The organism is Thauera sp. DNT-1 (genome assembly GCF_055393985.1).
Genome location: NZ_AP043752.1, coordinates 3,058,878 through 3,081,098, shown reverse-complemented (window position 1 = coordinate 3,081,098; position 22,221 = coordinate 3,058,878). Strand labels below are relative to the sequence as shown.

The window sequence follows — 22,221 nt, the reverse complement described above, 5'->3', positions numbered from 1 at the left end:
TATTTTCTCCGTATCAGTTGGAACCGCAACCGGCCAGTTTGGGGGAACCGGTAGCAACCTTGGGTTCGAGGGTGAGGCGACCAGCAATAATTTCTTCGGCGAACATTTCGGCGGTACGGGCACCGGCAGCAGTCATGATGTCGAGGTTACCGGCGTAGGTCGGGAGGAAATCCCCGAGTCCGGTGACTTCCATGTAGACGGACACACGGTTGCCGTCGAATACTGGGCCGTTGACCAGGCGATAGCCCGGCACGTATTTCTGGACTTCCTTGATCATGGCGTGGATGGATTCAGTTATTTTTTCCTGATCGGGCGCGGTTTCGGTCAGGCAATGCACGGTGTCGCGCATGACAAGCGGTGGTTCGGCCGGGTTGATGATGATGATGGCCTTGCCTTTTTTGGCGCCGCCGACCTTTTCGACGGCACCGGCGGTCGTGCGGGTGAATTCGTCGATATTCTTGCGGGTGCCGGGGCCGGCGCTCTTCGAAGAGACAGTGGCGACGATTTCGCCGTAAGCGACCGGCTGGACACGGGAGACGGCAGCGACCATCGGGATGGTGGCTTGTCCGCCGCAGGTGACCATATTGACGTTCATTTCGCGCTTGCCGACGTGCTCGACGAGGTTGACCGGCGGCACGCAGTAGGGGCCGATGGCCGCCGGCGTCAGGTCGATCATCAGGACGCCGAGCTCATTGAGCTTACGACTATTCTCGGCATGGACGTAGGCGCTGGTCGCATCGAAGGCGATCTGGATGCTATCGGCGAGGACATGCGGCAGGAAGCCATCGACGCCGGTGGCACAGGTCTTGAGGCCCATGTCGGCGGCGCGCTTGAGGCCTTCGGATTCGGGGTCGATGCCGATCATCCACACCGGTTCGAGGAAGGGGCTGCGCTTAAGTTTGTACAGAAGATCGGTGCCGATGTTGCCCGGGCCGATCAGGGCGCACTTAATCTTGTTCATTAAAACTCCAATTCATAAAGCATAGATTTGACATGCACATAGGCGTTGGTGCAATAAAATGTCATCCCACCCGGCAGCGCCGGCTTTCGTGATGGTTTGAGGTCGAGCATGGCAGTGCGAACGAAGATGGATGCGGGCACAAGCAAGCCGAAGTACCGCTACCGGGTCACGAACTGGGCGGAGTACGACCGGGCGCTGGTCAGTCGGGGCGATCTGACGATCTGGTTCGACGAGGCGACGATCAAGGACGGCTGGACGCCCCCGCCGCCGGTCGGGCGCGGCAAGCCTGGCCTGTATTCGGCGCTGGCGATCCAGACCTGCCTGACCCTGAAGACGCTGTTCCATCTGCCCTACCGCGCCACCGAAGGGCTGATGAAGTCGCTGATGCGCCTCAATGGGCTCGATCTTCCGGTGCCCGATCACACCCACATGTCGCGCCGGGCGGCGCAGCTGGCGGTGAAGATTCCCCGCCGCCCGCGCACGGGGCCGGTTCATGTCGTGGTCGACTCGACCGGTCTGAAGATCTTTGGCGAGGGCGAATGGAAGGTTCGCCAGCACGGGGTCGGCAAGCGCCGCACCTGGCGCAAGATCCACCTGGCGGTCGATGAGGCCGAGAAGGACATCATCGGCATCGAGGTCACCACCGCCGACTGGGGCGACAACGAGGTGCTCCCCGAGTTGCTCGCGCAGGTCGAAGGCGCGGTGGCCCAGGTTTCGGCCGACGGCGCCTACGATACCGAAGGCTGCCATCGCAGCATTGCCGAACGCGGCGCCAAGGCAACGATTCCGCCCCGAGACGGCGCGGTCCCCTGGGGGGGCGATCATCCGCGCGATGCCATCCTTCAGGCGATTGCCGAGCGCGGGCGAGACGGTTGGAAAGACGACAGCCACTACCATCGGCGCAGCCTGGCCGAGAACATGATGTTCCGCCTCAAGCAACTGGGCGAGCGGCTGTTCTCGCGAGCCTTCGAGCGTCAGGTGGCCGAAGCCCATGTCCGGGCCGCCATCATCAACCGCTTCACCTACCTGGGCATGCCGCAATCGGTCCGGGCTGGGCAAATTGCGCCTGCTGCATGAAGCGGGCGAGGGAAAGAGGCAGATCATGCCGAAATCCAGAAGCTAAGCATCTGTTATATAAGTATTGGTTAATAGTGCACCAACGCCATGCACATATACACAATTCTTTTGGCGGTGGCGTTATTTGCATGGCACGTCCCCCTGCAAACTTAGCCTATTGGAAATCAGTATTGCTGAGGAATACCGCAACACACGGAGTGGCATAGTGACTTAGTGGCGTCCAATAACCCCACGTCAATGGCTATCCAGTCAGACAAAGGAGACGGAACAACTACCGATACCTCCAATTGCCACACGATAATGGTCGCCTGCATGAATACTAAACATACTCGCAAGCGCCCCAGAAAGAATAATTTCTCCTGCCTTAAGTGGAATTCCCAGGCCACCAAGTGTATTCCCCAACCAAACTACAGCATTGATAGGAGACCCCAACGCCGCCGCCCCTGCTCCTGTCGCCACAATCTCACCATTTTTTTCCAAGACCATGCCACAAGTTGTTAGATCAAGCTTCCTCGGATCGGCCATGGTGTTTCCGAGCACGAATAGGCCGCAGGAAGCGTTGTCTGCTACCGTATCCTGTATCTGGATTTTCCAGTCCCGAATACGCGAATCGACAATTTCAAAGCAAGGCATAACAAAATCGGTAGCCGCAAGGACGTCGGCTGCGCTGATTCCTGGCCCCATCAAGTCGCGCTTTAACACAAAGGCAATTTCGCCTTCAATTTTGGGCTGAATAAGCGATTCAATTGGAATGCGCGCTCCGTCACAGATAGACATTCCATCGAGCAAATACCCAAAATCAGGCTGATAGACCTTGAGCAGATCCATTACAGGCCGACTTGTGATTCCAATTTTCTTTCCAACAATTCTCTCTCCTGCTTTTTGGCGGCAGGAAATCATCCGTAACTGAATTCTGTAAGCGTCATCAACTGAGATACCGGGATAACGGTTGCTCAAAGGCTCGAGCATTCTTTTTGCACATAATGCGTCGTAAAGCTCGTCTCCCAGCTTGGTGACAATATCTTCATCCATCATGCCATTCAATCTCCTATTCGGAACTTTAGTAAATCACCCGTCTGCCGTCATAGACCGATAGCTTTTGTTTAGAAAATCATTCAGCTATCACTTTGTCCTAAAGGCGTTTTCCTATTCCCCCCAAACATCTGAAAATCCACCGTTTGGGAAGAATAGTTTGATCACACGCTATTTTTGTTTCCGGAGCGACTTGTGCCCCCACATGGCTGTGCGACTGTGGCGGGTCATTGTCCAGTTGCAATCGTCAACAGCACGAGCGCCCCAACCAAATTCCATTTCGAATCCTGATGGCGTCCGGGCATAAAATGAAACCATATGGTCGTTTACATGCCGGCCAATAGTGGTGGTCAGGTAGCTATTGGGCTTTTCTTCAGCAACTCCAAGATTGGAATCGGTAGTTTGGTAATCAAAACCGTCCAAACGATCACATGCATGCCCAACGTCATCCAGCGTGGCGGCTTGGAGCATGAAATGGTGGATGCGCTTAGGCATGGGGGCTTCAGCGATTGCCATGGTATGGTGACGTCCATTGCAATGCAGAAAGTGGCCACGTACCGTCATATCCGGACCTAAAGGAATATCGATTACGTCCGACAATTTAAAGCCAAGCACGTCAACGTAAAATGACAAACCCTTGACAACATCTGGAACGGCATAAAAATAGTGCCCCAACCCTTGGTCTCCCGTTTGAAAGCCTGTTACGCCGGTTGGCGAAACAAAGGGTTTTTCGTAGGAATCCCCCGCGCCATAGAAGATTTCTATTTGCATGCCGAACGGGTCTTTGAAGGCAATCAGATCAAGCACATCGCGCTTTTTCGCGAGATCGCCAACATCGCTTATGATTTTTACTCCAGCTTCCTGAAGTCGGACACGCATTTTTTCTAGAGCACTAGGATTAGCAACTTCAAATCCTGCAAATGCCAGATCATCCAAGTCGCCTTGTTCTACGCCAATACGCCAGCTTCTCGAATCCATTCGAAAACGGGCCTGTTCATCTGTTGAGCATGGCGTTTCCATCAAACCGGCCAGCTTGGTGAGATACCGCCGCCATTCCGGAACATCGTTTACGGAAAACCCCATATAACCCAATGCCTTGATCTCCATCCTATTTCTCCTTGGTTAGTTATGAATCACTTCTGTAGTTTCAGTTTCTCTTCAAGATCTTTGCCACCAACTGCAGAGAAGAGGCCGCGAACGCCCATCCCACCGTCGTAGTTGAGAACAGCGCCGGTGGCTGGAGCTGCATCTCCGTGGTTGGCAAAAAATACATACGCTCCGGTGTACTCCCTCACATCGGGCATTCGACCAATTGGGAGGACGGATTCAAGTAATTCGCCAAGCGGAATACTCGAAATGGAACGATCCCCCATGCCCAACGATTGCGGGCCGCGTAAATCCGTTGCCATGCCTCCAGGCGCTACACCATTGACGCGGACATAGGGGGCCAGTTCAAAAGCAAGCTCTTTTACAACACCAATCAGTGCATGCTTCGATGCGGTATATAGCGGGCCGCCGCCATTGGGATAAAAGCCAGCATTTGAAATCGTGAATATCACCCCCCCCCGACTCGAAACGAGATAAGGAAGAGCAGCCTTCACCGCGAGGAGACCGGATTTGACATTGATTTGAAAGATTTCGTCGAAAGACTCATCGATCCTTTCGTCTGGGATATCCACCAACGGGGTGTTGTAATCCCAGATTCCAACATTGGGAATCAGAGTATTGATCTTTCCAAAGGAATCCACGCACCGCTGGACTGCGGTTTTATTGTCAGCCAGCAAGCGGGCATCACCCGCGACTCCGATCACCCGCCCTGGATGCATCGACTCTAGTTCTTGGATGCCTTTCTCGGATCTGTCGAGCACCCCTACCTTTGCACCTTCTGTAACGAAGCGTTCGACGAGCGCACGACCAAGCCCAGATGCACCGCCTGTAATAAAGACAACCTGATCTTTCAGATTCATTTTGCTATCCCCAAATTGAAGCGCGACATACATTCCATATTTTGTCCGTAGTCATCATCTAGGCGGTTACGGTTCGCGCCGCATTCCCCTTGAGTAGTTCGCGGATGCTGATATCCGTATCAGCGAGGTGGTCAGGCACTATCTCTATTTCGGACATCACTAAACGGCTTACGCCACCGAAGTCCTTGGTCGAATTAATCGCCACCGCAGCCAGCGCCTTGCCGTCCAAAACCCGGAACAGCACGGTTTGCTGATTGGGTTCGAACTCGCCGCGCTGCACATATTCACCGGGTCCCTGCATATCCCCAATCATCTGGATGCGGTGCCCTGCGATCTCGGTCCACGATGTAGCGACTTGGGGCACCGGATTGTATTCGCCTAGCATCGCGGCTACCGCCGCTTCCGCCTGTTGCTGCGAGTTGATATAGGTCTCTAGCGCGCGGCGGCCCCCGTGCCTTAGGGGCCACACAGCTACGTCGCCAGCGGCGTAAATATCGGGCGATGATGTTTGTCCGCACGCATCGACAACTACGCCTTGATTGCAGGCGACGCCAGCTGCATTCAACAGGGTATCTTCCGGATCGCCGCCAATGCTGACCAATACGAGTTCGGCTTCCACCTCTCTGCCATCAGCAAACACCAGCGAACGCACACTGCGCTCACCGCTAAGATGCGAAATATGCGCATTCAATTCGATGCGAACGCCCATTGCCTCGAGTTGCTCGCGGCACCACGCGCCAATTTGCCGGCCTAGAACGCGCGTCAGTAACTCATCGGCGCATTCCAGGATCGTGACTTCAAGTCCCGCTTTGCGCGCGGAGGTCGCCACTTCGCAGCCGATCAGACCGCCACCGATAATTACGAGCGATTTCGCCGCCGTGAAGGCCTGGCGTAACGCGGCGCAATCCGCGAAGTTGCGAAGGCTGAACACGCCTTCCAGATTGCCGCCAGGAATAGACAGCTTGCGCGGTCGCATTCCGGTGGCGAACAAAAGCCGGTCGAAGTCCAGGCTCAAACCTGAGTGCAGGGTTACAAGGCGCTCCTTGGCGTTGATCGCAAATACGGGGTCGCCCAGATGCAGTTCAATCCCTTCGCTCTCAAACCACGCGGCCTCCATCAGCAGAGGCGGTATCTCCTGCGCCCCCCCTAGAACCCCTTTTGACAATGATGGGCGATCATAGGGCAGCTGGGATTCATTGCCGATCAGATGAATCCGCCCGGCATATCCCCTTGCACGAAGGGCGCGCGCAGCCGTTGTCCCGGCGAGTCCCGCGCCAACAATGACGATACTCTTGATCATTGGGCAATATCTCCGGCGCTAAAATCAATGTAAACAGCATTTCCTTCTACATGTATCGGAAAGACTTTCAGCGGTTCAGTCGGTGGATATGCCTTGACTTTTCCTGTCCGAACGCAGAATTTCCCGCAGTGCAGCGAACACTCAACGACATCCCCGTCCAAGTACCCTCCTTCGGACAGAGACCAATCGCCGTGAGTGCAACGATCTTGTGTTGCAAATAGTTCTCCGTCTACATTGAAGATCGCCACATCGAATTCTTCGCCAGAAACTTTGAGCGCTTCGCCGACAGGGATATCACTAACCTCACAAACTTTCTCAAAACCCATAATTCCTTACCTCGTAGATTGGACTTAACTTTTCAATCCGCTCAATTTCTTTCTGCATCAACAGCACGGGGAGGGCCCAAAGAGCGAGCACCCCCACAGCGCCAAGCTGCATCCCGACCACGAGCCACGCATCCTGAAGTAGCATCATGAGTTCCCCTTGAAAGCCATTTCCGACAGAGGGGTACATCAGCATCAGGACGGCAGCACTACGGGCAGGAAGCAGTCCCAAAAAAATTTAGTAAATAAAAAATGCCGATTGCAGCCAGGAACCAGCGGATTGCTTTATCGTTCATTGCTTCCTCCTGAACGACAGGATTCACACCCCCGGTGCGAACCCTGTCGTCGGTTCTCCGATACCCCAGCCTTAGAAGAACATGCTCAGATTGTTGGCCGTGATCGTGCCTTGATCGAGCAATACTGTGCGCTTGTCGATCTTGAAACCCAGACCATCATTTGCCCGTAGGAGAATATCGCGACGCTCCCCGACGTAAATGTCAGTCATTCGTTCAAGACGATTGCGATAGCACAAGAAGGCGGAACTCACTTCGAGCTTCTCAGCTGACACTTCGCGCACAATCACATTAGTGATCATGTGACGGGATCGGGAAGGGGGGTCTTCGGTCCAGTTAAGGCCTGACAACCTGCCACGGATACGGGCAGTCAATCGACTGTGGTCTTCGTCGAAGTGGGCGTTACATCCCGGACCGTAGTACTCCAGGTTCGAATTTTTTGTGGTCTGAGTGGTCCGAATTGGAACCCAATAATGGATGTCCTCAGTGAGCAGGGTTAACCATTCTTGATATTTACGATGATCAAGAAGTTGCGCTTCCCGATAGTAAAACTGTTCGACTGCGTTTTGGAGCTCAAGACTCACAGGCTTTTCGAGATAATTAAACGGTTGTGTCAATTCTATGGACATGGAACGTCTCCATCATTTCGTTTGGATCGAAGTATCAGCAAGACTGGCCTGACAAGTTGATCTGTTTGGTTAGTGCGGAACGAATAGCAATGTGGCCGGTAGTAAATTACGGCTTGAGGGTTTCCCAACTCGGCTCGGACATCATGCGGCTCCAATGGTGATAAAAGCCGCGCGCAGCCTCCTCGCCGTAGACGTAGCTAGTCTTCCCTGGGAAATCTGGATTGTTTGCATTTGGTTTACCGACACCCATTGATGCACAGAAGGGTTGGCTGCGGGCCACATGCCCCCGCAAAACACGCTGCACTTCAACCCAATTTTCACCATCGTCCTGCTCGAAAGTTCCACCCTGGTTGAAGGTCAAGATATTCATTCGGCGATATTCATCCTTGATTTCCTCGGGGGCATCAGCATCGACTACGATGAACGACCAGACTTCGAGTTCGTTCGGTCCACGTGGATGCCAAGTACGAACAGTATTGATGCCCGGCAGGAATGAACAGGTCGGGAAGATGGTCATGTGCTGAGCAACCATGCGGTTCGCAGGCAGTTTGTTACCGAGCCGCGCCTGTGCACGTTCAGCGGCCGGACCCTTTGTCCAATAGTCCACAACTTTAGGCCCCATAATTGCGTACAGCAGGGAGAAGTCGTCATTGAACCACCCCGTTCCATGACCACCCCACGCTGCACGGAATTGGTTCCCAGTGACAGGCAGCTTTACGTCGGATAGGTCTTGATCGGGACGTAGGCTGGAAACGACACCGGCCACATGCGACATAGTGCACGCGTGATACATGTCGCTACAAAACTGCTCGGCTGCGAATTTCCAATTGCATGGAATAACGGTCCGCTGCATCCCGGTAATCACTTCAGTCCCAGCCTCGGTACGGTCCAGCATCACATCCATATATGGCGTGGCGTCACTGAGATAGTCCATCAAGGCCGGCGCCTTTGCATCCCAATTGGCGAATACCAAACCCTTGTAGGTATCTACCCGCGCCTGCAGCGGACCCCAGTCGGCTTTTTCGAAACCACAGTCCCCTTCTTTCTTGTCACAGAAGGCTTCCTTTTCAAACGGAACATTGACAAGATTGCCTGCAATGTCGTACGCCCAGCCGTGATAGGTGCAAGTAAAGGACTTTGCATTACCATAAGTTGAGCGCTCAATGACCATCCCACGGTGACGGCACTGATTCAGAAATACCTTGATGGAGCGATCCTTTTGCCGAACCACGATCACCGGGTCTTCACCCATATACGTCGTTATATAGTCACCCGGATTTGGAATATGTCCTTCGTGGCACACAAGCAGCCACGAACGAGCAAAAATTCGTTCCAGTTCCAGCTCATACAGATCCTGATCACTATAGATACGGGGATCAAGCAGTCCTTGCTCTTGATCGACGAGGCCACGAATCTCCTCGGGAGTCCACTTTCGAGAAAGCCTAATCGTGGCTTGTGAAACTTCGTTAATTGACGAACTCATATTTGTCTCCTCAATTGCCCTTGGTGAAGAGCTGTTAAACGCACCTATAAATTAAACTTGCGGCGTAGGTGCTTCACCGCAGCAATGCAAACTGCCGAACTACACTGACTGACGACTCAATGTGCTGACGCAGCAGAAGGGAACATTGTTCTGCGTCACGCGCAAGCGCGCTTTGAAAAATGAGCTCGTGCTCCGCGTGGACATTTCTCTCGGGCAAAGTGTGGGTCGACGTAAGGCGCCGGTAACGCTCGAGGTGAATATTCAGAACAGCCAAGAATCTGTAGGTCCAATCGGACGAACAGGCGCTAATAAGTGAACGGTGGAAATTGCGATTCGCTATCTCCCATCGGTCAAACTCGTCGTCCGGATTACGCATTACGTGCTCATCGGACCGAGTGAGTTCGCTATATGCGGCAACCAAATTGCTCTCCCATTCAGAGCCACCGCACTTCACACTTTCGCGAACAGATTCACACTCAAGCGCTATGCGGGTTCGAGTGAGGCCCTCCAAGTCTTGCAACGACATTGGCGCCACGAAAAAGCCTCGCTGTGTCTTGGCATGCACCAAGCCGTCAGAAACCAGGAGGCTCAGGGCTTCACGCACTGTCCCGCCACTTACATCGAAACGCCGCTGAAGGTCATCAATCAGCAGTCTCGATCCTGCCGACAAGACTCCTTGCACAATTTCGCATCGAAGCCTATGCATAACTGAATCAATCAGACTGCGCGGCTTTCCTTTAGGCGACGCAACATCGGCCGCAAAAAGGTCAATGCCAATTGCCTCTTTACCCAACGCTGGCTGATTCATCGCTCTTCTCACCTATATCTTTTCTGAAAATTGAACTTCGAAATCGCCTAGAGACAGCACATCGGGCACCTCGAATAACCCGAGGTTTTCAGTGAATCCCGCCGCGCAATGATGACCGCGACCGAGTTCGGTCCAATTTCTCTGGCAACCCACCGTCTTTCTCGGCGGGGTTGCCCCGTTTTTGCCTCGAATCGCCCCAGGCATCGGCGATTTGGCCCACTTCGGGTGTCAGAAGGCCTGGATTCCGGCCTTCTGGAAATACGTCAGCCGCTTCAGGTTGTAGCAGGCGGCCATCATCGTCATCGCGAAGCTCGCCCGCGCCTGGCCGATGGTGCGCAGCAACTTGCCACCCATCTGCTCGATGGCGGCAAACACATGCTCGACTCGGGCGCGCGTTTTGGCGATGCGCTGGTTACGCCGCTGCTGGCACTCGGACAGCGGCTTGTTACGCTTGCCCTTCCTCTGGATCTGATTCCGGAAGCCCTTCTCTTTGAGCCAGGCTTCACGCGCCTCGGACGGGTAGCCCCGGTCGGCATAGACGTCCCGACTCGTGTTGCCCGCATCGAAGACGTTGTCGAAGTGCTGGCTGTCGTGCGTACTCGCCGTGTCGGTCTCGATTCGGCGAATGATCTTGTATTTCTTGTCGACGTTGATCGAGAGCTTGTAGCCGAAGTGGCTCTTGCCGTGCTTCTTGGTCCAGGTGGCGTCGATGTCCCTCTGCCGCCGCTTCGCAGGCTTCCAATCGGCGGGCATCGCACCTTGCTCGATCAGTTCCTTCTCGCCTCGGCTGTTGTGCTGCTTGGGGGCGGGGACCAAGGTGGCGTCGATGATTTGACCGCCGCGCGCGATGAAACCCTTCCTGAGCAGCTGCGCCGAGACGCCGTCAAAGAGCGCCTTGGCACCGGCTTCACCGATCCGGTTCTCGAAGGTCCATACGGTAGTGCGGTCCGGGACATTGGTCGCGTTCGCCAGTCCGCAGAAGCGCTTGTAGCTCATCCGGTCGAGCAACTGGTACTCCATCTGCTCGTCGGACAGGTTGTACAGGCGCTTGAGCACCAGGATCCGTACCATGGTCTCGGTCGGGTACGGCGGGCGCCCGCCCTGCGCGCTCACCGGGCGCGGCGCAACCTCATCCACCTCGGCCGCCAACGCCGCAAAGTCGATGTGCGACTCGATCTCGACCAGCGGGTCGCCCAGCGAGTCGAGCTTCTTGCGGTGGTGTTCGTCAGCGAACAGGTCAGTCTTGATAGCGCTACGCGGTTTCATCGGTGCAGGTTGCTGGGTTCAGGACGTCGTAATTTTAGCAAGGGCGGGCGGGACGGAGGTTTTTCGAGGCGCCCCATCGCACTTGTGGCGGCGCTGCTGCTCGACTGGCGACGGACTTGTCACGAATTTCGATTAACGATAATCGATATTTGGGATGTTTGCACGCTGCAGTGCAGCATTGCAAGAGCGCCACTAAGTGCTCTGGTACGAACGACTGGCCCAAGCGACGATCTTGTGGGAAGACGAACCCTGCTCAGGGGCGTACATTTGGAAGCACGCTCTGCTCAACTGACACGCCGGCCCCGCCTTTCAAGTGCGTCGAACTGCAAGGCCTAGAATCGGGCAACAAGGCATCGGGTTGCTCGAGCCGATCTACACCGCGCAGTTCGACTCGATTCGCGCCTCGTGCGTCAAGGCGATGGACGAGACGCCGATCAAGGCACGGCGTACCGGGCCGGGGAAGTTGAAAGCGGCGTACCTCTAGCCGGTCGACGGGGAACTCGACGAAATCTGTTTCCCGTTCTTCGAGAGTCGAAGGATCGAGCACGTCGAACAGGCGCTCGGCCTTCCGTCAAAGAGATCGCCGATCTTCTGCGCCACCAAAGCCTCGACACGGCCAACACCTACGCCCGCGTCGATCTGGAAGGGTTGTGGACCGTGGCCCTGCTGTGGCCCGGGAGTCGGCCATGAACGCCCTGGTTTCATGGATGACTCGGGTCGAGACGAATCTGGCGTATCGGCGTCGTCACGGATTCAAGCTCAGCATCGATGCCACGCAGCTTCAATCGTTTGCCCGCTTTGCTGACGAAGCCGGCACGGCAGATCACCTGACGGTGGCGCTGGCCATCGCATGGGCCCGCTCGTCGCGGCGGCGGAATCCGCTCATGTGGGCGAGTCGTATCGAGGTTCTGCGTGGCTTCGCACGTTTCTGCCTGCGCGACGATCCGGCGACGGAGATGCCGCCGCAGGGGCTCTTCGGCCCGGCGCACCGGCGCCACGTCCCGCACATCTACACGCACAGCAGGTCCTGGCGATACCCATGAAACGCTTCGAGCGGCCCCTGCTCGAGTATCTCTCCCGCGATGAGGTTCAAGCCGTTCTCGCCGCCCCCGACACGAGCACCTGATGTGGTCACCGTGATCGGGTCATGTTCGCGTTGCTCTACAACACCGGCGCGCGAGTTTCCGAAATGATCGGCATCCGGGTGGCCGATGTCACGCTCGCCACGACGTCCTCGGTGCGCTTGCAGGGCAAGGGGCGCAAGCAACGAACCGTGCCGCTGTGGAAGGAGACGGCGGCCGAAATCGGTCACTGGTTGAAGTATGCAGACTTGCGTGCAGACCAGCCCCTGGTCCCCAACCGCAGCGGGCGACCGATGACTCGCACGAATGTGGCCGACCGACTTGCCCTCGCGATCACGGCCGCGACGACAGTCCGCGGCTGGCGGGGCGCAGAATATCGCCCCATTCCTGGAGGCACACGACGGCCATGCATCTGTGCAGGCCGGTGTCGACATCACGGTCATCGCCTTGTGACTGGGTCACGAGAGCCCGGTCACGACCCATGGCTATGTCGAGGCTGATCTGGCAATGAAGGAACGTGCCCTCGCGACCCTCGCGCCCCCGGAGACCAAACGCAAACGCTATCGCCCAAGCGACGCCGTCCTCAAATTCCTCGAAAGCCTCTGAATTATGCAAACCTGTGCATGCGGACCACCGTACAGGAGAACGCTCGCGACGGCGTAGCTTGCCTAATAGTTGACCGAGGATAACGGCGCTTATCGAAATATTTCGATAAGCGCCGGAACTGGCTGTTCTGCTGGACCGAACTCGGCGCCAGGCAGGTCGGCATCATGCAGATGCCTGATCGTCACTTGCCGCCTGCACGAAATCGATTCGTATGACTATCTGGTCGATGTCCTGCAGCGAGTTGGTCAGCATCCGGCCAGTCAGGTCCACGAACTGACGCCACGCATGTGGAAGCAACTCTTCGCTAGCAATCCTCTCCGATCGCCTTTGCAAAATCCACAGGCGTAGGCAAGTACGCCGGGCAGTTACCGGTTACGCTTGGCCTACCTGACTGACGCTTGCGTCGGCACTTGCGCCTGAAATCTGGCACGTGCGACGGCGATCGCCGGCTGGTGGTGCTCCGCCCAAGCGATGAGTGCGGTGAGCGGGGGCATGAGCGAGGTGCCGAGCGCCGTGAGTCCGTAACGCACCGCTGGCGGCGTGGTGGAGGTCACCTCGCGCCAGACGAGCCCGTCGCGTTGGAGATGACGCAAGGTTTCGGCGAGCATTCGACGGGAGATGTCGGGTACGGCGCGGAGGAGTTCATTGAAGCGCATGGAGTTGTTGGCAAGGGTGATCAAAATCAAGACCGACCACTTGTCCCCCAGCCGATCAAGCACATCACGCACCGGGCAACTTTCGCCGTGGGTGGGCAAAGGCAGTGGAGTGGTTCCCTTATGATTACCTTGCGACATACGCGTGCCTTCTTGTGCAGTTTGACGACAGTTCCTAGAATGCACCAAGTTCTTTATTGTAACCTGAAAGGTAATGCTATGCCCCATTTTCGCGACGCACGGATTTTCATCACCGGCGCTTCGGGCAAGTTTGCCACTCAGGTGCTGCGGGCGCTCAACGCCCAAGGCGCCCGGTACGTGACCGCAGGGAGCCGGTTCCCGGTGCGGATCAGCGGGCTCGCCGAGTCAAAAATCAGGGTGGATTTCGACGACCCAGTCAGCCTGGACGAAGCCTTCGAGGGTATCGATCGATTGCTGATCGTTGCCACCGATGCTTTGGGTGAACCTGGCAAGCTCGCCCGCCAGCAGAAGGCGGCGATCGAGGCGGCCGCCAAGGCTGGCGTCGGGCATATCCTCTACACCTCGATGACCAACCCTGGACCTGAAAGTCTGATCCCCTTCGCGCCGGACCATCGCAGCAGTGAGGAGGCGGTCATCGCCACCGGCATCCCTTACACCATTCTGCGTAACAACTGGTATTTCGACAACCTGCTGTTCACGATGCCCTCGGTGCTTGCGTCGGGGCGCTGGTACACCGCTGCCGGCGATGGGACAGTGGGCTATGTGACGCGCCTCGACTGCGCGGCAGCGGCCACAGGCGCCCTGCTCACAGAGGACCAGTCATCGATCCAGGACATCACCGGCCCTGTGGCCTTGACCGTTGACGCGCTGGCAACCGCGACCAGCAAGCAACTGGGCAAGCCCATCGAGGTGGTCAAGGTCTCCGACGACGCGCTCGCGGCCGGGATGCGCGACGCAGGGGTCCCCACCCATTCGTTGAGCTCATGGTCGCCTTTGATGCCAACGTGCGCGCAGGGCACATGAACGTGGTCACCGATGCGGTGACATACTTCGCTGGCCGTGAACCGCAAAGCCTGGGCGACTGGCTGGCGGTGAACCGCACGGCCCTGACAAGCTGAGCCCATGCGCCGCCAGCCCACGCGCTACCTCCCTCACTGCGGCGGGCCCCGTTTTTTCATGGGCTGGATCCACCCGACACTTACGAACTCACCTGGCCGGCGCCGGGTGCGCCATGGCTGGCCGAGCGAGCGGGCTGCTCGAGGCCGCAGCCATCGCCACCGCCTTCGACGGACAGGGCTTCGACCACGGGGTGTTCGTGCCACTGAAGATCGCCCCTCCCAAAGCAAGATTTCCATGCGCGCAGACGTCGCTCAAAGCCGGCCTCGGCCTCGACGTTCACTTGACCGCAGGCGCGGCGCTCGCCCCGTTGCGCGAGGAAGGGGTGCTGATCATCGGCTCGGACAACAGCTTCCACAACATGCAGGAGATGATAGCGGGTATGCACGGGCGCAGCCGGGTGCGAGCCGTGAATTCGATGCCTGGCTGGAGGCGGTCGCCGCCGACACGCGTGAGGAACATCTGTTACCCCTGCATGTGGTGGCTGGCGCCGCCGCTGGCGAGCCACGCCGCAAGATGCTGGAAGATCACGTCATGGGCACCGTGGAGAGTGCCTTTGAATATGGAGGTATGGAGGCAGGCCATGAGCTTCGAATTTCCGCCACGCCCGGGCGAACGTCCGCGGACCACGCCTTGTGCACCGCACACCCAGATCAGCCAGAACAGCGCTCCGGAGGTGCACCGGACCTTCAAGGTACACGCATCGAGTTGCCTTCGTGCGCAGCGAGCCATCGAGAATCTCGGTCCCCGGGGCCGAGGCTCTGGTGCTATCCCATGAGCGCGCATGTGGTCCGCCCCAAGCCTTCATGGTCGGTCGCGAGTTCGCCCATGTGCATCCGGCTGATGACGGTTCGATGCACCTGATTCTGCCCCTGGAGCTGGTCAGCAAAGGCTGGGGCGAGCCACATCCCATGGCCGAGGCGGGCTACATCCCGGCCAATGCCGTGATGGCCTACGCGCCCCGGGACATCGCCGAGATCGACATCCTGCTGGGCATCCTGCGCACCTCCTGGGACTTTGCCTGCGGCCATATAAATCTACCTTCAACCATCGTCATCCATGAATGAGGAGAAAGCAGTGACTCAAAACAACCGTGATTTGTACTCACCGGCCACCGTCGCCGGCCACCGGCTACAGAACCGCATCGTCATGGCGCCGATGACGCGCAACCGCGCCATCGAGAATCTGCCCAACGCGCTGATGGCCGAGTATTATGCGCAGCGCGCCTTGGCCGGGCTGATCATCACCGAAGGCACCAGCCCCTCGCCCGAAGGCCTGGGTTATCCGCGCATTCCAGGGCTGTTCTCAGAGGCCCAGGTGGCCGGCTGGAAGGGCGTCACCGGCGCGGTTCACAGCCGCGGCGCCAAGATCTTCGTCCAGTTCATGCACACCGGACGTATTGGCCATCCGCACAATCTGCCGCAGGGCGCGCAGGTACTGGCTCCCTCGGCCATCGCCGCCGCCGGCGAGATCTACACCGACCGCGCCGGCATGCAGCCGCACCCGGCGCCCCGGGCGATGAGCCTCGACGACATCGCCCGCACCCGGCAGGATTTCGTCAAGGCGGCCCAAAACGCCATTGCTGCCGGTTTCGACGGGGTCGAGCTGCACGGCGCCAACGGCTACCTGCTGGAGCAGTTCATCCGCCCCACCAGCAACCAGCGCAGCGACGACTACGGCGGCCCGATCGAAAACCGCGCCCGTTTCGTGCTGGAAGTGGCCAGGGCCACGGCCGAGGCCATCGGCGCCTCCAGGGTGGGCATTCGCCTCTCGCCCTACGGCGTGTTCAACGACATGCCGCCTTACGCGGAAATGGAGGCCGACTACACCTACCTGGCCGAGCAATTGGGCAAGCTGGGGCTGGCGTATCTACACATCGTGGATCATTCTGCCATGGGCGCGCCTGCAGTGCCGGAGCAGATCAAGCAGGCCATGCGCGCGGCCTTCGGCGGCCCCGTCATCCTGGTCGGCGCTTATGACGCGCAGCGCGCCCAGGACGATCTGAACGCCGGCCGCGCGGATCTGATCGCGGTCGGGTGTGATTTTCTCGCCAACCCGGACCTGCCCGCCCGCTGGCAACAGGGGTTGGCGCTCAACGCGCCGGACTTCGACACTTTCTACACTCCCGGCGAGAAAGGCTACACGGACTACCCTACCCGCGCCGCTTAGCCGGCCACCTCGCACGCCGCGGTGATCGACAGGGACGATCGGTCATCGCATGGCGGCGCGGCAGAAGCTGATCTACATCACGTGGCCCGATGAACAGAGGGTGCTCGTCACCCGGTTCACGTCATGGCCTAGCCAAACTGCCGCCTGAACCTGCGCACGCCAAAACCGAAGATCCCCACCCCCAGCAGCGTCAATCCCAGCAGCGAATCCCACAGCACGTCGAGCCCCGCGCCCTTGAGCAGGATGCCGTAGCCCATCTCGATGAAGTAGTAGAGCGGCGACAGATACATCGCCTCGCGTAAACCGGCGGGCATAGCCTCGGGCGGGGTCCAGGCGCCGGAGAGAAACACCATGGGCATAAGGATGAAAATGGCCAGCATCGCCGCCTGGGCCAAGTTGCGGCTCAGGGTGGCGATGTAGAGACCGAGCCCGGAGGTGGCGACGGTGTAGAGGGTGGTCACGGCGAAGAACAGCGGCAGGCTGCCCTTGATGGGCACGCCGAAGACCGGCACCAGGACCAGGAACAGGGAGATTGCAGTGCCCGCGAGGATCACCAGGGTCATGGAGATCACCTTCGGCAGCAGGATCAGCGCCGGGGTCAGCGGCGAAACCAGCAGTTGCTCGATGGTGCCGCGCTCCTTCTCGCGCACCGCGGCGGCGGCCGGCAGCATGATGGCCATGACGGTGATGACGGTCAGCAGCTCCGAGATGGGGATGAACCAGGCATCGTTCTGGTTCGGGTTGTACCAGACGCGGTGCTGGTCCTGGATCATGGGGACAGTGTCGAGGCTCGCCTCGCTCGCCCCCATGCGCGCCAGCGCCGCCTCGAAGCCGTAGCGACCGATGATCTGGCCACTGTAGCTGGCGGCCAGCGTCCCCAGCACGGTGTTGCTGGTGTCCACCAGAACCTGCACGTCCGTGGGCCGGCCGCTCTGCAGGTCACGCTGAAAGTAGGGAGGGATGTCCAGCACCGCCAGCGCCTGCCCCTGGTCCAGCAGCGCCTGCCCTTCGCGGCTGTCCTGGATCTCGCCGCCCAGCTGGAAATAAGGCGGACGGAAGCGGTAGATCAGCTCGCGGGAGGCGGCGCTGTGGTCGGCATCGTGCACCACCACCGTGGCATGGTTGAGCTCCAGGCGCACATTGCGGGTCATGTAGATGTCGGCGGTGAACAGGAAGACGATGGCGAACATCAGAAAGCCGTCGCGAAAGAGCTGCAGCAGCTCCTTGACTGTCATCGCTGCCAGCCGCGACCACCAGAGTGTCAACCTTGAGTTCATGTGCGCGGTCTTTTGTGAAAGAGCGCGAAGCTGATCAGCCACAGCACGGCCGCGTAAATGGCCAGCGCCAATGCCTTGCCCCAGAGCTGTTCCAGGCCCACCCCCTTGAGGAAGCTGCCCAAGGCGATGTCGGTGAAATACATGGCGGGAAACAGGTGCGCCTCGAATTGCCCCTGCGGGTCCATGGAGGCGATGGGCACCAGCAGGCCCGAGTACAGCACGGAGGGGATGATGGTCATGACTACGGTCAGCATCATCGCCGCCACCTGGGTGCGCACGATGAGCGAGGCGAGCAGGCCGATGCCCGTGGTGCAGGTGACATAGATCACCGAGGAGAGGAAGAAGAACAGCGGATCGCCCTTGAACGGCACGCCGAACAGACCGGTGGCGAGCGCCCACAGAATGAGGCTGTTGACGATGGAGATACCCACGTAGGGCAGGAGCTTGCCGGCCAGGAATTCGCCGCGGGTGACGGTGGAGGCATAGATGTTGTAGATGGAGCCGCTCTCCTTCTCGCGCACCACCCCCAGCGCGGTGAGGAATGGAGGCGCCACCATCAGCACCAGCATGACCAGCGCCGTGGCGATCGACCAGGTGCTCTTGAGCTCCTGGTTGTAGAGATAGCGCAGCTGCACCCGCACCGGCTGGGCGAGCGCCGCCGCCCGTTCCGGCGCGACGCCGAAGCGGCGGCTGATATAGGCGGCCAGCAGTTCGCCGTTGAAGGCCGCGTTGATGGCGATGACGTAGCCCTTGCTGGTCGAGGCGCGAAACGGGAAGGTGCCGTCGATCAGGCTCTGCACCGCCGCGGGCCGCCCCGCCATGAGGTTCTCCTCGAATTTTGGCGGAACCACGATGGCGAAGCGGATGCGGCTGTCGGCGAGCAGGGGGTCGAGCTCGCGTTCGCTCTTCACATGGCCCCGGTAGTCGAAGTAGCGCGAGTCGATGAAGCGGTGGGTGTAGTCGCGCGAGAGGGCGCTGCGGTCATGGTCCACCACCGCGAACGGGATATGCTCCACGTCGAGCGACAGGCCGTAGCCGAAGACCAGCATCAGCGCAGCGGGCACCACGAAGGCCAGCGCGAGAAACAGGCGGTCGCGCACGATCTCGCGCCACTCCTTGTGGGCCAGCGCCGCGATGCGTGCGAGGTTCATAGCCGCTGCTCCCCCTGTTCCAAGGCCGTGATCCGGTAGACGAACACATCCTCCAGCGAGGGCGGGCGCGGTGTCACGCTGGCGAGCCCGATGCCGCGGCCGGCGAGGATGGTCTGAATCTCGCGCGTCGCGGTGTGCGCATCGCGGGCAAACAGATGGATGTGCCGGCCGAACAGCGCCACCCCCGCGAAGCCCGCCTGCTCCAGCAGCGCCATGGCGGCCAGCGGCCGGTCGGTGGCGACCTCCAGCAGCTCGCCGGCCTCCTCGCGCAGGGCCTGCTTCAATGCCGCGGGCGGGTCGTCGGCGACGATCCGTCCGGCGTGCATCAGGGCCAGGCGGTCGCAATGCTCGGCCTCGCTCATGTAGTGGGTGGTGATGAGGATGGCGACCTGCTCCACGCGGGCGAGATGGACGAGGATGTCCCAGAAGCGGCGCCGGCCGATCGGGTCCACGCCGGAGGTGGGTTCGTCCAGGAACAGGATGCGCGGCCGATGCACCATGGCGCAGGCGAGCGCCAGGCGCTGGCGGATGCCCAGCGGCAGGCGGCCCGCCAGCTGCCGCTCGCGGCCCGTAAGCCCGGTCAGCTCCGCCACCTGTTCGATGCGCTCGCCAGCCGCGTGCCGCGCTACGCCGTAGATGCGGGCATAGAGGCGCAGGTTCTCCAGCACGCTCAGGTCTTGATACAGGGAAAACGCCTGGGAGGTGTAGCCGATGCGCGCCTTGATCGCCTGCGCGGCAAAGTGCATGTCGGCCCCGGCCACCCGCCCCTCGCCATCGCTGGGCGGCAGAATGCCGGTGAGCATCTTGATCAGCGTGGTCTTGCCGGCACCGTTGGCGCCCACCAGACCGAAGATATCGCCCTGATGGACGGTGAAGCTCGCGCGATCCACGGCACGGAAGCCGTCGAAATCCCGCGTCAGATCCTTGGCGAGGATGGCGACATCGTCGCCAGGCGGATCGCCGTCGCCGGCCCGGGGTTTGGCAACGGCCCTCTCCTCGACCAGCCGCTGCCGGCGCAGGAGGGCGACGAAGGCGTCCTCGAGATCGGGCGTGGTGGCGTGCAGGTCCCGCAGAGACAGTCCCTTGAGGAGCCCGGCTACCGTGCCGACGGCGGCTTCGGGCGCCGCGTCGTCCACGAACACCCGCAGCCGCGGCCCCACCGACTCCGCCTGCGCAAGGCTGGCCTGGATGCGGTCCAGCGCCTCCACCTGCGGCTCGGCCTCGAGTTCCAACACGCTGCCCGGCGTCCGGGCCCGGATCGCATCGGGTTCGCCGCTCGCAAGCACGCGCCCGCCGTGCATCAGGGACAGGCGGTGGAAGCGCTCGGCCTCGTCCATGTAGGCGGTGGAGATCAGGGCGGTGATGCCTTTCTCGCGCAACAGCTCGGCGAGGATGGCCCAGAAATCCCGGCGCGAGACCGGATCGACACCGGTGGTGGGCTCGTCCAGGACGATGAGCTCCGGCTCGTGGATCAGGGTGCAGACGAGGCCGAGCTTCTGCTTCATGCCGCCGGAGAGGTGTTTCATCGGCCGGCCGGTGAAGCGGTCGAGCCGCGTCATGGCCAGGAGCTTCGCCTTGCGCGCGGCAATCTCTGCGGCCGGCACGCCGCGCAGGCGGGCGAAAAAGTCGATGTTTTCTTCCACCGACAGCTCGGGATAGAGGTTGAGGCCCAGGCCTTGGGGCATGAAGCCGAGCCGGCCCTTCACCCGCTCGGCCGCCGCCTCCGAATCGATGCGGATGCCGAACATTTCGATCGAGCCCTCCTCGAAGGCGAGCACCCCGGCGACGGCCTTCATGAGGCTGGACTTGCCGGCGCCGTCCGGCCCGATGAGGCCGTAGATTTCACCGCGCCGCACCTCGAGATCGACCCCGGCGACCGCCGCCTGCCGGCGATAGCGCTTGCCGAAACCCTGCACCCGGACGGCCGGCGCGGGCGTTAGCGGCGCGGCTTCGCCCATGGGGTGTCCTCGCGCCAACGGATGATGGCATCGGCCGGCAGCCCCGGCGTGAGGCGGTGCTCCGGGTTTACATCCAGATACAGCTTGACCGCATAGACCAGCTTGACCCGCTCGTCCGGTGTTTGCACCTCCTTCGGCGTGAACTCCGCCCGCGCGGCGATGTAGCGCACCGTGGCGGGGAACGGCCGGTCGGGGAAGGCGTCGGTGTACACCCGCGCCGGCAGCCCCAGGCGCACCTTGCCGATGTCCTTCTCCGGCACATAGGCCTTGAGATAGAGGCGGTCGAGATCGACGACGTCGAAAAGCGGCGCACCCGCGCCGACCACCTCGCCCGCATTCACCAGACGCTGGGTGATGATGCCGTCGGCAGGCGCGACAATGGCGAGATCGGCGAGCACGCTCTCGGCCTCTTTCAGCGCGGCCCGCGCCTGATCGAGCTGGGCGGCCAGGGCCTTCACTTCATCCTTTCTGGCGCCCAGCCGTTCATCGCCCAGACGCGCCTGGGCGAGCTGCCTTTCCGCCACGCGCACGGCCTCTTCGGCCGAGCGCGCCTGGTTGGCCGCGACCTCGGCGGCGAGCGCCATCTGCTCGTAACGGTGCCGATCCACCGTTCCCGCCTCGGCCAGCCGGCGGAAGCGTTCGGCATCCCGCGCCGCCTGCTCCGCGCTGGAGTGGGCCGAGGCGAGCTGCGCGCGGGCATGGGCGAGGTTGGCCTCGGCGGTCTGGATCGCCAGGGGCAGGTCCTTGCGCGCGACTGCGAGCGCCGTCTGCGCCGCCCGCCATTGCGCCTCCATGGCGCTTGCCGCCTGGCGGGCCTGATCGAGCCTGGCGCGGACCTGGGCATCGTCCAGGCGGGCGAGCACCTTGCCCTTCTGCGTGCTATCCCCTTCGCGGGCAGGGAGATCAGCCACCTTACCCGGCATCTTTCCGGCGACGGCATAGTGATCGCCCTCGATACGGCCGTTGGCTTGGATCAGTCCATCAGGCAGCGGCGGCGTGCGCAGCCAGAACCACCAACCCGCGACGGCGAGCAGGGCCAGCACGGTCAATCCGGAAACGAGCCCAACGAACGGGATGTTCTTCTTCAC

22 protein-coding genes and 2 pseudogenes are annotated in these 22,221 nt (G+C 60.1%); 8 read left to right on the top strand and 16 right to left on the bottom strand.

From position 1 onward, the window contains the following. Positions 1-13: 13 nt before the first annotated feature. Positions 14-961 (bottom strand): acetaldehyde dehydrogenase (acetylating), encoded by a 948-nt coding sequence (locus ACZ5PP_RS14210; RefSeq protein WP_076600358.1) that lies wholly within the window; start codon positions 959-961, stop codon positions 14-16. Positions 962-1,069: 108 nt separating this feature from the next. On the opposite strand from ACZ5PP_RS14210, the gene ACZ5PP_RS14205 reads away from it, so the two are divergent. Beyond that, positions 1,070-2,038 (top strand): IS5 family transposase, encoded by a 969-nt coding sequence (locus tag ACZ5PP_RS14205; RefSeq protein ID WP_464826166.1) that lies wholly within the window; start codon positions 1,070-1,072, stop codon positions 2,036-2,038. 249 nt (positions 2,039-2,287) lie between these two features. Here ACZ5PP_RS14205 and dmpE read toward each other — a convergent pair whose 3' ends face one another. The 10 genes from dmpE to ACZ5PP_RS14155 all read right to left on the bottom strand — a co-directional run bounded on the left by dmpE (position 2,288) and on the right by ACZ5PP_RS14155 (position 11,139). Next, entirely contained in the window at positions 2,288-3,070 is a 783-nt protein-coding gene (gene dmpE, locus ACZ5PP_RS14200) for a 2-oxopent-4-enoate hydratase (protein WP_076600529.1), read from the bottom strand. A 171-nt stretch (positions 3,071-3,241) separates the two neighbouring features. Further along, the gene (locus ACZ5PP_RS14195; RefSeq protein WP_170879032.1) at positions 3,242-4,177 is read right to left on the bottom strand and encodes a VOC family protein; all 936 of its coding nucleotides are present in this window, start codon (positions 4,175-4,177) and stop codon (positions 3,242-3,244) included. 26 nt (positions 4,178-4,203) lie between these two features. Continuing rightward, positions 4,204-5,037 carry a cis-2,3-dihydrobiphenyl-2,3-diol dehydrogenase gene (gene bphB / locus ACZ5PP_RS14190; protein WP_076600531.1) on the bottom strand — a complete coding sequence of 278 codons (834 nt, stop codon included), beginning with the start codon at positions 5,035-5,037 and terminating at the stop codon, positions 4,204-4,206. A gap of 58 nt (positions 5,038-5,095) precedes the next feature. Then, positions 5,096-6,337, bottom strand: coding sequence for an NAD(P)/FAD-dependent oxidoreductase (locus ACZ5PP_RS14185; protein ID WP_076600359.1), 1,242 nt, complete (start codon positions 6,335-6,337; stop codon positions 5,096-5,098). After that, positions 6,334-6,663 carry a non-heme iron oxygenase ferredoxin subunit gene (locus ACZ5PP_RS14180; RefSeq protein WP_076600360.1) on the bottom strand — a complete coding sequence of 110 codons (330 nt, stop codon included), beginning with the start codon at positions 6,661-6,663 and terminating at the stop codon, positions 6,334-6,336. Before ACZ5PP_RS14180 ends, ACZ5PP_RS14185 begins: the two co-directional genes overlap by 4 nt. Beyond that, the gene (locus ACZ5PP_RS14175) at positions 6,653-6,856 is read right to left on the bottom strand and encodes a BphX family protein (protein ID WP_464826165.1); all 204 of its coding nucleotides are present in this window, start codon (positions 6,854-6,856) and stop codon (positions 6,653-6,655) included. Before ACZ5PP_RS14175 ends, ACZ5PP_RS14180 begins: the two co-directional genes overlap by 11 nt. 171 nt (positions 6,857-7,027) lie before the next feature. Then, the gene (locus tag ACZ5PP_RS14170; RefSeq protein WP_076600362.1) at positions 7,028-7,582 is read right to left on the bottom strand and encodes an aromatic-ring-hydroxylating dioxygenase subunit beta; all 555 of its coding nucleotides are present in this window, start codon (positions 7,580-7,582) and stop codon (positions 7,028-7,030) included. A gap of 106 nt (positions 7,583-7,688) precedes the next feature. Continuing rightward, entirely contained in the window at positions 7,689-9,065 is a 1,377-nt protein-coding gene (locus ACZ5PP_RS14165) for an aromatic ring-hydroxylating dioxygenase subunit alpha (RefSeq protein ID WP_076600363.1), read from the bottom strand. Positions 9,066-9,138: 73 nt separating this feature from the next. Continuing rightward, a complete protein-coding gene (locus ACZ5PP_RS14160; protein WP_464826164.1) occupies positions 9,139-9,873 on the bottom strand; it encodes a GntR family transcriptional regulator in 735 nt (244 codons plus the stop codon). Positions 9,874-10,101: 228 nt separating this feature from the next. Continuing rightward, entirely contained in the window at positions 10,102-11,139 is a 1,038-nt protein-coding gene (locus tag ACZ5PP_RS14155) for an IS5 family transposase (protein WP_004265463.1), read from the bottom strand. Between the two features lie 319 nt (positions 11,140-11,458). Between ACZ5PP_RS14155 and ACZ5PP_RS14150 the strand changes: the two are divergent. The 4 genes and pseudogenes from ACZ5PP_RS14150 to ACZ5PP_RS14135 form a co-directional block, all read left to right on the top strand. Then, a pseudogene (locus ACZ5PP_RS14150) lies at positions 11,459-11,704 on the top strand (IS66 family transposase); the annotation flags it as partial. Positions 11,705-11,825: 121 nt separating this feature from the next. Then, the gene (locus ACZ5PP_RS14145; RefSeq protein WP_464827078.1) at positions 11,826-12,182 is read left to right on the top strand and encodes a hypothetical protein; all 357 of its coding nucleotides are present in this window, start codon (positions 11,826-11,828) and stop codon (positions 12,180-12,182) included. A 104-nt stretch (positions 12,183-12,286) separates the two neighbouring features. After that, positions 12,287-12,721: a tyrosine-type recombinase/integrase gene (locus ACZ5PP_RS14140; RefSeq protein WP_464826163.1), complete on the top strand. Its 435-nt coding sequence runs from the start codon at positions 12,287-12,289 to the stop codon at positions 12,719-12,721. Positions 12,722-12,937: 216 nt separating this feature from the next. Then, positions 12,938-13,175, top strand: a pseudogene (locus ACZ5PP_RS14135) (transposase domain-containing protein); the annotation flags it as partial. 35 nt (positions 13,176-13,210) lie between these two features. Here the strand turns inward: ACZ5PP_RS14135 and ACZ5PP_RS14130 are convergent. After that, positions 13,211-13,621, bottom strand: coding sequence for a winged helix-turn-helix transcriptional regulator (locus tag ACZ5PP_RS14130; RefSeq protein WP_464826162.1), 411 nt, complete (start codon positions 13,619-13,621; stop codon positions 13,211-13,213). A gap of 78 nt (positions 13,622-13,699) precedes the next feature. Between ACZ5PP_RS14130 and ACZ5PP_RS14125 the strand changes: the two genes are divergently transcribed. From ACZ5PP_RS14125 to ACZ5PP_RS14115, 3 genes are all read left to right on the top strand, one after another. Then, positions 13,700-14,485, top strand: coding sequence for an NAD(P)H-binding protein (locus ACZ5PP_RS14125; RefSeq protein ID WP_169145348.1), 786 nt, complete (start codon positions 13,700-13,702; stop codon positions 14,483-14,485). Positions 14,486-15,384: 899 nt separating this feature from the next. Further along, positions 15,385-15,645: a luciferase domain-containing protein gene (locus ACZ5PP_RS14120; RefSeq protein ID WP_050417874.1), complete on the top strand. Its 261-nt coding sequence runs from the start codon at positions 15,385-15,387 to the stop codon at positions 15,643-15,645. Then, positions 15,638-16,747, top strand: coding sequence for an alkene reductase (locus tag ACZ5PP_RS14115; protein WP_148577557.1), 1,110 nt, complete (start codon positions 15,638-15,640; stop codon positions 16,745-16,747). The genes ACZ5PP_RS14120 and ACZ5PP_RS14115 overlap by 8 nt, the downstream gene beginning before the upstream one ends. Positions 16,748-16,875: 128 nt before the next feature. Here ACZ5PP_RS14115 and ACZ5PP_RS14110 read toward each other — a convergent pair whose 3' ends face one another. From ACZ5PP_RS14110 to ACZ5PP_RS14095, 4 genes are read right to left on the bottom strand one after another with little or no spacing between them, the layout of a single operon-like run. Continuing rightward, positions 16,876-17,982, bottom strand: a complete 1,107-nt coding sequence (locus ACZ5PP_RS14110; protein ID WP_212566844.1) for an ABC transporter permease — start codon at positions 17,980-17,982, stop codon at positions 16,876-16,878. Positions 17,983-18,020: 38 nt separating this feature from the next. Then, the gene (locus ACZ5PP_RS14105) at positions 18,021-19,175 is read right to left on the bottom strand and encodes an ABC transporter permease (RefSeq protein ID WP_076600368.1); all 1,155 of its coding nucleotides are present in this window, start codon (positions 19,173-19,175) and stop codon (positions 18,021-18,023) included. Then, positions 19,172-21,133 carry an ATP-binding cassette domain-containing protein gene (locus ACZ5PP_RS14100; RefSeq protein WP_076600369.1) on the bottom strand — a complete coding sequence of 654 codons (1,962 nt, stop codon included), beginning with the start codon at positions 21,131-21,133 and terminating at the stop codon, positions 19,172-19,174. Before ACZ5PP_RS14100 ends, ACZ5PP_RS14105 begins: the two co-directional genes overlap by 4 nt. Continuing rightward, positions 21,112-22,221 carry an HlyD family secretion protein gene (locus ACZ5PP_RS14095; protein WP_076600370.1) on the bottom strand — a complete coding sequence of 370 codons (1,110 nt, stop codon included), beginning with the start codon at positions 22,219-22,221 and terminating at the stop codon, positions 21,112-21,114. The genes ACZ5PP_RS14100 and ACZ5PP_RS14095 overlap by 22 nt, the downstream gene beginning before the upstream one ends.

Coding starts and splice junctions, on each gene's coding strand:
- ACZ5PP_RS14210 (WP_076600358.1), bottom strand. CDS start 961: ATGAACAAGATTAAGTGCGCCCTGATCGGCCCGGGCAACATCGGCACC.
- ACZ5PP_RS14205 (WP_464826166.1), top strand. CDS start 1,070: ATGGCAGTGCGAACGAAGATGGATGCGGGCACAAGCAAGCCGAAGTAC.
- dmpE (WP_076600529.1), bottom strand. CDS start 3,070: ATGGATGAAGATATTGTCACCAAGCTGGGAGACGAGCTTTACGACGCA.
- ACZ5PP_RS14195 (WP_170879032.1), bottom strand. CDS start 4,177: ATGGAGATCAAGGCATTGGGTTATATGGGGTTTTCCGTAAACGATGTT.
- bphB (WP_076600531.1), bottom strand. CDS start 5,037: ATGAATCTGAAAGATCAGGTTGTCTTTATTACAGGCGGTGCATCTGGG.
- ACZ5PP_RS14185 (WP_076600359.1), bottom strand. CDS start 6,337: ATGATCAAGAGTATCGTCATTGTTGGCGCGGGACTCGCCGGGACAACG.
- ACZ5PP_RS14180 (WP_076600360.1), bottom strand. CDS start 6,663: ATGGGTTTTGAGAAAGTTTGTGAGGTTAGTGATATCCCTGTCGGCGAA.
- ACZ5PP_RS14175 (WP_464826165.1), bottom strand. CDS start 6,856: ATGCTGATGTACCCCTCTGTCGGAAATGGCTTTCAAGGGGAACTCATG.
- ACZ5PP_RS14170 (WP_076600362.1), bottom strand. CDS start 7,582: ATGTCCATAGAATTGACACAACCGTTTAATTATCTCGAAAAGCCTGTG.
- ACZ5PP_RS14165 (WP_076600363.1), bottom strand. CDS start 9,065: ATGAGTTCGTCAATTAACGAAGTTTCACAAGCCACGATTAGGCTTTCT.
- ACZ5PP_RS14160 (WP_464826164.1), bottom strand. CDS start 9,873: ATGAATCAGCCAGCGTTGGGTAAAGAGGCAATTGGCATTGACCTTTTT.
- ACZ5PP_RS14155 (WP_004265463.1), bottom strand. CDS start 11,139: ATGAAACCGCGTAGCGCTATCAAGACTGACCTGTTCGCTGACGAACAC.
- ACZ5PP_RS14145 (WP_464827078.1), top strand. CDS start 11,826: ATGAACGCCCTGGTTTCATGGATGACTCGGGTCGAGACGAATCTGGCG.
- ACZ5PP_RS14140 (WP_464826163.1), top strand. CDS start 12,287: ATGTTCGCGTTGCTCTACAACACCGGCGCGCGAGTTTCCGAAATGATC.
- ACZ5PP_RS14130 (WP_464826162.1), bottom strand. CDS start 13,621: ATGTCGCAAGGTAATCATAAGGGAACCACTCCACTGCCTTTGCCCACC.
- ACZ5PP_RS14125 (WP_169145348.1), top strand. CDS start 13,700: ATGCCCCATTTTCGCGACGCACGGATTTTCATCACCGGCGCTTCGGGC.
- ACZ5PP_RS14120 (WP_050417874.1), top strand. CDS start 15,385: ATGGTCGGTCGCGAGTTCGCCCATGTGCATCCGGCTGATGACGGTTCG.
- ACZ5PP_RS14115 (WP_148577557.1), top strand. CDS start 15,638: ATGAATGAGGAGAAAGCAGTGACTCAAAACAACCGTGATTTGTACTCA.
- ACZ5PP_RS14110 (WP_212566844.1), bottom strand. CDS start 17,982: ATGACAGTCAAGGAGCTGCTGCAGCTCTTTCGCGACGGCTTTCTGATG.
- ACZ5PP_RS14105 (WP_076600368.1), bottom strand. CDS start 19,175: ATGAACCTCGCACGCATCGCGGCGCTGGCCCACAAGGAGTGGCGCGAG.
- ACZ5PP_RS14100 (WP_076600369.1), bottom strand. CDS start 21,133: ATGGGCGAAGCCGCGCCGCTAACGCCCGCGCCGGCCGTCCGGGTGCAG.